Source organism: Candidatus Curtissbacteria bacterium, assembly GCA_024654445.1.
GTDB lineage: Bacteria > Patescibacteriota > Microgenomatia > Curtissbacterales > GWA2-41-24 > JANLHP01.
In genome coordinates this window covers 1-7,490 of sequence record JANLHP010000019.1, presented here as the reverse complement: position 1 = coordinate 7,490, position 7,490 = coordinate 1, and the positions used below count along the sequence as shown (strand labels likewise).

Annotated in this window: 11 protein-coding genes; 4 read left to right on the top strand and 7 right to left on the bottom strand. The window is 43.9% G+C overall.

What is annotated here, in order from left to right:
• Window positions 1-220 precede the first annotated feature (220 nt).
• The 3 genes from rplS to NUV69_03845 are packed head-to-tail and all read left to right on the top strand — an operon-like array spanning window position 221 to window position 1,381.
• The gene (gene rplS / locus NUV69_03855; protein MCR4324791.1) at window positions 221-562 is read left to right on the top strand and encodes a 50S ribosomal protein L19; all 342 of its coding nucleotides are present in this window, start codon (window positions 221-223) and stop codon (window positions 560-562) included.
• Between the two features lie 4 nt (window positions 563-566).
• Entirely contained in the window at window positions 567-1,181 is a 615-nt protein-coding gene (locus NUV69_03850; GenBank protein ID MCR4324790.1) for a ribonuclease HII, read from the top strand.
• Window positions 1,178-1,381 carry a YraN family protein gene (locus NUV69_03845; protein MCR4324789.1) on the top strand — a complete coding sequence of 68 codons (204 nt, stop codon included), beginning with the start codon at window positions 1,178-1,180 and terminating at the stop codon, window positions 1,379-1,381. Before NUV69_03850 ends, NUV69_03845 begins: the two co-directional genes overlap by 4 nt.
• Before the next feature lie 148 nt (window positions 1,382-1,529).
• Here the strand turns inward: NUV69_03845 and NUV69_03840 are convergent, their stop codons facing one another.
• The 7 genes from NUV69_03840 to NUV69_03810 form a co-directional block, all read right to left on the bottom strand.
• A complete protein-coding gene (locus tag NUV69_03840; protein ID MCR4324788.1) occupies window positions 1,530-2,498 on the bottom strand; it encodes a D-glycerate dehydrogenase in 969 nt (322 codons plus the stop codon).
• A gap of 92 nt (window positions 2,499-2,590) precedes the next feature.
• Window positions 2,591-3,580, bottom strand: coding sequence for a carbohydrate kinase family protein (locus tag NUV69_03835; protein MCR4324787.1), 990 nt, complete (start codon window positions 3,578-3,580; stop codon window positions 2,591-2,593).
• Window positions 3,581-3,595: 15 nt separating this feature from the next.
• Window positions 3,596-4,207 (bottom strand): LOG family protein, encoded by a 612-nt coding sequence (locus NUV69_03830; protein ID MCR4324786.1) that lies wholly within the window; start codon window positions 4,205-4,207, stop codon window positions 3,596-3,598.
• Between the two features lie 74 nt (window positions 4,208-4,281).
• A complete protein-coding gene (locus NUV69_03825; protein ID MCR4324785.1) occupies window positions 4,282-4,926 on the bottom strand; it encodes a hypothetical protein in 645 nt (214 codons plus the stop codon).
• Between the two features lie 273 nt (window positions 4,927-5,199).
• Window positions 5,200-6,543 carry an MBL fold metallo-hydrolase gene (locus tag NUV69_03820; GenBank protein MCR4324784.1) on the bottom strand — a complete coding sequence of 448 codons (1,344 nt, stop codon included), beginning with the start codon at window positions 6,541-6,543 and terminating at the stop codon, window positions 5,200-5,202.
• 32 nt (window positions 6,544-6,575) lie between these two features.
• On the bottom strand, window positions 6,576-6,827 hold the full coding sequence (locus NUV69_03815; GenBank protein ID MCR4324783.1) for a glutaredoxin family protein: 252 nt from the start codon (window positions 6,825-6,827) through the stop codon (window positions 6,576-6,578).
• Window positions 6,828-6,830: 3 nt separating this feature from the next.
• The gene (locus NUV69_03810) at window positions 6,831-7,076 is read right to left on the bottom strand and encodes a hypothetical protein (GenBank protein ID MCR4324782.1); all 246 of its coding nucleotides are present in this window, start codon (window positions 7,074-7,076) and stop codon (window positions 6,831-6,833) included.
• Window positions 7,077-7,151: 75 nt separating this feature from the next.
• On the opposite strand from NUV69_03810, the gene NUV69_03805 reads away from it, so the two are divergent.
• Window positions 7,152-7,490 (top strand): hypothetical protein (locus tag NUV69_03805; GenBank protein ID MCR4324781.1); only part of this gene is annotated, 339 nt, incomplete at its 3' end.

The window sequence follows — 7,490 nt, the reverse complement described above, 5'->3', positions numbered from 1 at the left end:
TTAATGACGTCGGGAGTCATTCGACTCTGAGGGATGAGCTTTCAAGCTCAGACTCGAAGAGGTGCCCTACCTTAAATCATAAAGGTTCAAGGATGAGACCTTTAGGCCCGCAGTCCGAAGGGCGCGAGGACCGCATGGCACTGAATGACAAGGATCCCACCTTGAACAGCCTGAGTGTTCTGATTGACCGGCAATCTGAAAGGCTATATAATTCGACTTCATGGACAATCCAATAGTGCCAACAACACCAACGACGCCAGTTGCGCAAAAGCCGGAAACGAAAAATCCCGCTTTTAAAGTAGGCGACATCGTCCGCGTAATAACAAGGAGCTTCGAGGAAAAAAAGATAAACCCGGCTCCATTTGAAGGTATTGTTATGGCCTTCGGCGGCAGCGGTACAGACAGGACTTTTACCGTCAGAAAAATAGGCACAAACCAAGTTGCTGTAGAAAAAATATTTCCGGTGAAATCGCCTTATATCGAAAGCGTCAAGGTAATTAAAAATACTAGAGTAAGACGTGCCAAGCTTTACTACCTAAGGCAAAGAAGAAACATCACCTAAGTTTATGGTCCTGCCAACTCTGGATCTGGAAAACAACCTTTGGCAAAAAGGTTTTAAATACGTAGCAGGAATCGACGAAGTCGGAAGAGGCTCCTGGGCAGGCCCCTTAGTTGTAGCTTCTGTAATCCTGCCAACGAATTTCCAAATCCCGACTGGCCTTGCCGATTCCAAACTCGTTAAACCCCAATTGCGCCAGAAACTTTCAAAGATAATTATCAAAAGTGCTCTTGCAACCACAATCGTCGAAATATCATCGAAAGACGTAGATAAATTCGGAGTTGGTAAGGCTACGCATGCTGCCTTCAGAAAAGCAGTTAAAGACATAAATCCTAATCCCGACTATTGCCTGATAGACGCCTTTTACATAAAAAGTTTTTCCAAAAAGAAACAATCTGCAGTTAAAAATGGTGATAAGATTTGCGCATCAATTGCTGCTGCTTCTATAATTGCCAAAGTTTACAGAGACAGATTAATGAAAAGGCTTCATTTTAAATATCCACTCTACGGTTTTGGAAAGCACAAGGGTTACGGAACACCATCTCATCAAGAAGCGATTAAAAAATATGGACTTTCGAATATCCACAGAGCTTCTTATAATCTAGAATTTCTCTTTAAATGACCAACATTGGCAAAATAGGTGAAGACGCGGCTGTCAAATTTCTCCAGAAAAACGGTTACAAAATAATAGAGCACAACTTCCGAATTAGAGGAGGGGAGATAGACATTATCGCCAAGGACGGCAAAACCTTGGTTTATGTCGAAGTTAAAACTCGTTCCACCAGCGCGTTTGGGCTGCCGGAAGAAGCCGTCGGATATTAGAAACTCAAATTTCTGGAGCGGGCAAGCAAATTCTACCGTCAAGCTCGCCGGAACTTACCGGAAGCGGAGAGGATGGACGTTGTTGCCGTAAATTTAATCGATTCTAAACACTCCGAACTCAGACTCATCAAAAACGCCAGTCTCTAAACTACTCAACCTTAATAAGCCCAAAGGGTTCTTTGCCTTCAAAAACGTCTATTACATTTTGAGCCGCGATTTCTGCCATCGTGTTTCTACATTCCTCGGTCGCGGACGCCGTGTGAGGAGTTAGAACGACATTTGGCATATCCAAAAGTTCGTGAGAAACTTCCGGTTCGTGCTCATAAACGTCAAGTCCGGCAGCCGCAATCTCTTTTTCCTTCAGCGCCCAAACTAAAGCTTCTTCTTCTATAATCGACCCCCTTGCAGTATTGATTAAAATCGCCGAGTTTTTCATCATTTTAAATTCCTCTCTGCCCAACAAATGTCTGCTTTGAGCTGTGAGAGGCAGATGGAGCGTCACAATGTCCGAATCTTTCAAAAGATGCTCCAGCGTCACAAACTTAGCTTCCGTCAACATTTCAAAATCCTCAGCCTTTTCTATGTCGTGATACAAAATATTCATGCGGAAACCTCCAAACGCTATATGTCCAACATACGTCCCGATCCTTCCCAGCCCAACTATTCCTATCGTCTTACCCCAAATTTGAGGAGAAACAAAAAGATCCGCAATCCAGCGGTCGAACTTTCCCTGGCGAACGTATTTGTCTGCTTCGATTATGCTTTTGGAACAAGCTAAAATAAGACCAAAAGTGTGTTCTGCAACGGCTTCACCAGCAACTCCAGGAGTATTTGTAACGATTACACCTTTTCTCTTGGCCGCCAGAACATCGATGTTATCTATTCCTACAGCATAATTGGAAATAACTTTAAATCCCGGTGAAGCATAGTGAATAACATCCTCTTCAATTTGGTCGGAAAGCGAAGAAATGACAGCTTCGTAATTGGCAAATACCTCTTTAAGTTCGTGTTTGGTCAGCGGCTTACCGGTTCTATTGATGTCGCAGCTGATTCCTTTTTTGCGAAGAAGAGTTATGGTAACGCTGGGAATTTCGGCAGTAATAAAAACTTTGGACATTAACTCAATAATAACAAACTCGAAGTACGAATATCGAAACTCAAAACAGAATCTCCTAAGTCTCGGATTTCGAACTTCGGATTTCGAAATTTTCAGAATGTTGTAGCTACCAACTCCGGTACTATTTTGGCATGTTTCTCGATATCCGCCCTATGCATCAACCCGACTTGTGTTCCTATATGCTTAACGGCAGAAGAAGCGTTAATTGTTCCCCACAGCATACCTTCCTCCAAGCTTTTCCCAAGAGCCAGCGCCGAAACAAGGCCGCTCGAGTACGCGTCTCCCGCCCCTGTCTTTTCCACGACTTGGGTCGGAAAAACACCCATCTTAAAATTCGTCTGGCCGTCTGTCGCGTACGAGCCTTCGTCTCCGTCTGTAATCACGACATTCCTGGGACCTAGAAGTAAAAGTTTTGCGAGTAAATCGCGCTCAGGGACAGTCTCGACGGGATCAATGTTTAGGGCTTCCTTGGCTTCTTCCCTATTAAAGATTAAAAGATCACACTTTTCCAAAAGCCTGGGGTATCTTTTAATATCCGCTTTCATTTGGTAAGTTCCGGGCGCAAACGCCAGCTTGGCGTGGGTTTTATCGACGTACTTACAAACTTCGTCGACAATATTCGATTCGGTAAATGTTGCCGCGCAAGACGTGAAATATAGCCACTTACAAGGGGAAAGATCCGGCAGCCTGTAATACCAATCCTGATGGTAAACGAAAATAGTCCGCTCTCCCTGAAAAGTCAGTACAACCGAAAGATTGGATTTTTTACCCTTGTTGACAACGATGTAATCTGAAGCAACGTCGGCTCCCTTCAAAGCTTGCTTAATCGTCTGGCCATGGTTATCATCCCCAAGGTTTGTGTAGATTGCGGAACTCGCCCCGATTTTAGCAGCTCCAACTGCGACATTTGCGGCGTTGCCGGCGACACCGTATGCAATTGAGTCAACCGGAATTTTATCCCCGTAGCTAATACAAATTTTGCAATCCTCGCTGTTCACGTCGCACTCGATCGTCGCGTCGTGAATTCTTACAAACGTGTCGATTGTCGAATCCCCGATTGTAATTACGTCAAATTGTCCCATGAGCAGAGTTTTTACTCATATCTGAAAAATCGGATGGTCATGATTATGCATTTCCTTATCTATCATTTCCTCGAATTCTTCTATTGCAGAGAGCACCTTATGCGGTCTGTTAACGATCTTAAAAACCAATCTTTCCTCCGGTCGAATATACATGCCTTTCGTGAAAGCAAAAATAATGTCTTGCCAAAAGTCGCCGTACAAAACTAAAGGTTTGTGATGCCCAAAATAAAGCCGTGCCAGCCCCCAGGCCATACCAAATTCGCTTATGGTCCCTGTCCCACCATTAAAAATCACGTGTACCTGGCCAACCTCCAGCAGTTTTAAAGTCCGCTCCAAATAACTGTCAGTAACAATCAACTCATCCACTTTGTTGCTCTCATCTCTGCCCTCAAAAACAGGAATATCCTTAGGGTAAAAAGTAATTCCTATCGTCCGGCCGCCGACGCTTTTGGCTCCCATTGTCGCGGCTTTCATAATTCCTGGCCCCGCACCATTTACAATCGTGTATCCTTCTTCCGCACAAAGTTTCGCAGTTTCGTAAGCGGCATTGAAAGGATCGTCCGCTTCTTTAGCATCGGCGTACCCCAAAAACGTTATTCTTTGAATTTTCCTGTCTGTGGTGGGCACAATTTAATTATATATCAGATTGCTCTCTCAATTTTCATATATGTCGCTCTCCGAAGGAGAGGAAGCTATCTTAATTATGGTGTGACGGTTGCAAGTTTCGCGAGCTTTTCATGGGCCAGCATAAAATCGTCAGCGCCAAATAAAACAGAATTAGCGATCAAGAAATCTACACCGGCATTTGCAAGCTGCTGCGCGTTGTCAAAGTTAACTCCTCCGTCTACCTCCAGAGCCAGATCGGGAACTAGCCTTTTAGCTTCGTCAATCTTAAGAAAAACTTCCTTTTGCAACTTTTGGCCGGAAAATCCTGGCTCAACAGCCATTAAAGTCAAAAGGTCAATTTCGTCCAAGAAATGAAAAACTGCTTTGACGGAAGTTGAAGGATTTATAGAAAGCCCGGTCTGTTTACCGTGACCTTTAATATGGTAAAACGCTTCATTCACATCGCTATCTATTTCAAACGGAATAATGATCCTGGAAACATATTCTAGAGGAGCAAGCTCTTCGATATAGCTTGTGACATCTTCAACAAGAAGTTGAATCTCAAGCATACTCGAAGATAAATATTTTTTTACTACATCTACCCCGACAGTCGTGTTATCCGCGAATTTTCCATCAATAATATCTACCTGAATAAGATCTGCAACGTGCTCCGCTTTAAGCAGGTTGTTGTGATATTCTTCCTCCGAATCTGTGAGAATGCAGGGAACGATAACCGACACACCTCTATCTTAACATCCATCGTTACGTCGAACGAAAATCCGCTAGAATCAATATTCCCTGAGCGAGCGAAGCGAGTCGAAGGGTAATTTGACTTCGACTTTGCTCAGTCAATAACCTGGGTTAGCTTTAGTCTAATCTATCGATAGATTAGACTAATAAAAGTTTAACGGAAGGGTTAGGATGCCCGTTTCGTTTATTGTTTTTGGGTTTTAGTAATCCTCACGTAACCGTTTAACTAAACCGGCATCGTTACCTTAACCCAAACACGAGACCTAAAGTTCGTACGTCTCTCCTGCTTGAGGAATGGTTGCTTCTAGATTAAGTTTAGCCTTTACTTGTCTTGCAAAAGCCACCTGTTGTTCCGCTTCTCCGTGCACAAGAAAAATCTCTTTTACTCCCGAAATCTTGGATACCCAATCCATTAACCCCGCGCTGTCAGCGTGCGCGCTGTAAGAACCAATTGCCATTACTTTAGCTCCCACCTTGTATTTTTTCCCGTAGATTTTTATTTCCTTTTCCCCTTCCAACAACCTTCTTCCAAGCGTTCCTTGTGCCTGATAGCCGACAATAAGCAAAGTGTTTTTTGGATAGGTTATAAAATCTTGCAGGTGATATAAAATCCTGCCGCCGTTTATCATACCGGAACCCGCAATTATTACCTTAGGGTTCGGCGCGTTTTCTATTTGTTTCGATTCTTCGACTTTCGAAGTTACATTCAATCTGTCTATGCCAAAATAGTTGCCACTTTTATGGGTTTTCTTGAGTTTATCGTTTAAATATTCAGGGTACTTTTCGAAAACCTTCGTTACTTTTTCGGCTAAAGGCGAATCCAGATAAAAAGTGGGTATAGCGCAATCACCGGTTCTGCAAAAGTGCTCGATATCGTGAAGGAGCTCTTGCGTTCTCTCGATCGCGAAGGTTGGAATCATCAAAACGCCGTTTTGAGCGATTGTATTTTCGATTACGCTATTTAATTTTTCCTGCCTGCTTTTGAAATCTTCGTGAATTCTACCGCCATATGTCGTTTCGCAAATAACGTAGTCCGCAGAGTCAATATTATCGGGAGGTAACATTAACTCCGAAGGAACGTTCCCAAGGTCACTCGTATAAACCAATTTTTTACCCCCAAACTCCAAAACAGAAAGTGCCGAACCCAATATATGCCCGGCATTTTTAAACGTCAAAGTCACCCCATTGACGATCTCAATTGGCTCGCCATATCCAATCGTTTCAAAAAGCTGCATTGTCTGCGCGACATCCGCTCGAGTGTAAATTGGGCGCACACCGTCTTCTTCTGCATCATGCTTCATCAAATTCGCGCTGTCATCAAGCACAAGTTCCGTCAGCTCCTTCGTCGGCGCCGTGCAAAAGATTTTTCCGCGAAAACCCGCCTTCACAAATTTTGGAAGTCTGCCCGTATGGTCAAGATGGGCGTGTCCTACAATGACGGCAGAAATTGATTTTGGGTTGTATTGAAAGGGCTCATGATTGCGCTCTTGAGCGTGTCTGTTGCCCTGAAAGAGCCCGCACTCAAGTAGGATTTTGCCGGAAGGCCCTTCGAGAAGAATGTTCGAGCCTGTAACCTCGCGAGCAGCACCAAAAAAGGTTATGCGCATTTATCTAGTATCGGATATTAGTGGTGAAGGGGTCAAGATAAATCTAAAGCCTCGGAGAGTCTCGCTTGGTCAAAACCGAGTATGGTGACCCTTTCGCCGTTGTCTTGGTCGATAACCGTAAAAGGAACACCCATTTGGCCCGAGATTTCAATCATCTTCATTGCTTCATCAGGATTTTCGTCAACTAGAATTTCCTGATACTCAATCTTTTTGTCCTTGAAAAACGTTTTCTGCATTACGCAAAAAGGGCAAGTGCTGGTTGTGTACATTGTAACTTTTGCCATAATTTAATAATTGTCACTGCTAATCTCGCGCCCCAACAGCTTCTCCAATTTTGCCTTATCTAAACCGCCCTCACCTCTTTTAAGTGCAACTTCAGCAGCCTCGTCTCTAATACTTGTCCAATCACCGAGCGCCGCCAGCCTATTAGAAAATTCTCTCTTTACTCCGCAATCTTCACACGCGCCTAAAGAAGTAGGTCCTAAGGGAGGCTCAATCTGCCAATGGTGTGGAGGACAACCTTCTCTTCCCATACAGGGATTATATCCTCAAGCCTACTCCAAACTCAATCCGTAGCGCACGAGTACGAGTGCTGATATACTCAAAACATGCCTTTCGTAAGATCACCATTTGTATTGATCACCCTGCTGCTTATCGGAACTCTCATCTTTTTCCGAATGAACGATTCCCCGATCCGAGACCAGGGTGCGAGTTCCAACAAGGCCGCTGTGCCAGAAAAAACGGGCGAAGGGGGCGCGGTCGAAAGTGTTAAAAAATTTTTCGAAGACGGGGTAGAAGGAACTAAAGAAAAGGTAACAACGGCTGTCGAGCAAAAAAAGGATGACGCGGTTTCCAAAGTTTTGGGTAAGCAAAAGAATGATGTTGACGTGAACGTTCTTACTAAAGAGGAAGGCGAAACGATAACTCCAGACAAAGTTTTTACTCTG